The sequence below is a fragment of the Methylobacterium sp. J-077 genome (assembly GCF_022829365.1).
Classification (GTDB): Bacteria; Pseudomonadota; Alphaproteobacteria; order Rhizobiales; family Beijerinckiaceae; genus Methylobacterium.
On the sequence record NZ_JAKSYJ010000217.1, the window covers coordinates 1 to 1,862 of the forward strand.

Below are 1,862 nucleotides of genomic sequence, written 5' to 3' on the forward strand. Positions count from 1 at the left end.
GCGCTTCGGCAGCTTCCCGAATCCGAGCTGCAGGCGGTGGCGGACGCGGTGCGGGCCGAGATGATCGACGCCGTGTCGATCACCGGCGGCCATCTCGGCTCGGGGCTCGGCGTGGTCGAGCTCACCGTCGCCCTGCACCACGTGTTCGACACCCCCGACGACCGCATCGTCTGGGACGTCGGCCACCAGTGCTACCCGCACAAGATCCTCACCGGGCGCCGCGACCGCATCCGCACCCTGCGCCAGGGGGGCGGCCTGTCCGGCTTCACCAAGCGCTCCGAGAGCGCCTACGACCCGTTCGGCGCCGCCCATTCCTCGACCTCGATCTCGGCCGCCCTCGGCATGGCGGTCGCCCGCGACCTCGACGCCGATTCCGCCAAGGCCAAGGGCCGTCAGTCCAAGCGCCGCAACGCCATCGCGGTGATCGGCGACGGCTCGATGTCGGCCGGCATGGCCTACGAGGCCATGAACAATGCCGGCGCCCTGCATTCGCGCCTGATCGTCATCCTCAACGACAACGACATGTCGATCGCCCCGCCGGTGGGCGCGATGTCGGGCTACCTGGCGCGGCTGGCCTCGGGGGGCACCTACCAGTCCCTGCGCGAGACCGCCAAGCAGCTCGGCAAGCTCCTGCCCAAGGCGCTCTACCAGCGCGCGGCCGCGGCCGAGGAATATGCCCGCTCCCTGGTGGTCGGCGGCGGCACCATGTTCGAGGAGATGGGCTTCCACTATGTCGGCCCGGTCGACGGGCACAACCTCGACCAGCTGCTGCCGGTGCTGAAGAACGTCCGCGACGCCGAGCACGGCCCGATCCTGCTCCACGTCGTCACCCGCAAGGGCAAGGGCTACGCCCCGGCGGAAGCCAGCGCCGACCGCTATCACGGCGTGGTCAAGTTCGACGTGGTCTCGGGCGTCCAGGCCAAGGCCAAGCCCAACGCCCCGGCCTACACGCGGGTGTTCGGCGAGAGCCTGATCAAGGCGGCGGACGCCGACGACCGGGTCGTGGCGATCACCGCGGCGATGCCCGGCGGCACCGGCATCGACCTGTTCGGGAAGGCCCACCCGGACAAGACCTTCGACGTCGGCATCGCCGAGCAGCACGCGGTGACGTTCGCGGGCGGCCTGGCGACGGAGGGCTACCGGCCGTTCGTGGCGATCTACTCGACCTTCCTGCAGCGGGCCTACGATCAGGTCGTGCACGACGTGGCTTTGCAGAACCTGCCCGTGCGGTTCTGCCTGGACCGGGCCGGTCTGGTCGGCGCCGACGGGGCGACCCATGCCGGGGCGTTCGACCTGGCGTATCTGTGCTGCCTGCCGAACATGACCGTGATGGCGGCGTCCGACGAGGCCGAGCTGGTGCACATGGTGGCGACCGCCCACGCCCATGACTCGGGCCCGATCGCGCTGCGCTACCCGCGCGGCGAGGGCGTCGGCGTCGAGCTGCCGGAGCGGGGCGACGTGCTTCCGATCGGCAGGGGCCGGATGGTCCGCCGGGACCCGGAGGCGCGGGTGGCGATCCTGTCGCTGGGCACCCGCCTGTCCGAGGCCCTGAAGGCGGCGGATGCGCTGTCGGACCAGGGGGTCGCGGTGAGCGTGGCGGATGCGCGCTTCGCCAAGCCCCTGGACGAGGCGCTGATCCTGGAGCTGGCCCAGAGCCACGAGGTGCTGATCACGATCGAGGAGGGCTCGCGCGGCGGGTTCGGGGCGATGGTGCTGCACCTGCTGTCGGAGCAGGGCGCGCTGGATGCGGGCCGGGTCCGGGTGCGGACGCTGACGCTGCCGGACACCTACCAGGACCACGACAGCCCGGAGAAGATGTACGCCGAGGCCGGCCTCGACGCCGCCACCATCGTCAAGACCGC

At 71.5% G+C, this 1,862-nt stretch carries 1 protein-coding gene; it reads left to right on the forward strand.

Annotation, left to right across the window (positions count from 1 at the left end):
• A partial coding sequence (gene dxs, locus MKL11_RS27120) for a 1-deoxy-D-xylulose-5-phosphate synthase (RefSeq protein ID WP_243949115.1) occupies positions 1-1,862 on the forward strand: 1,862 nt, incomplete at both ends.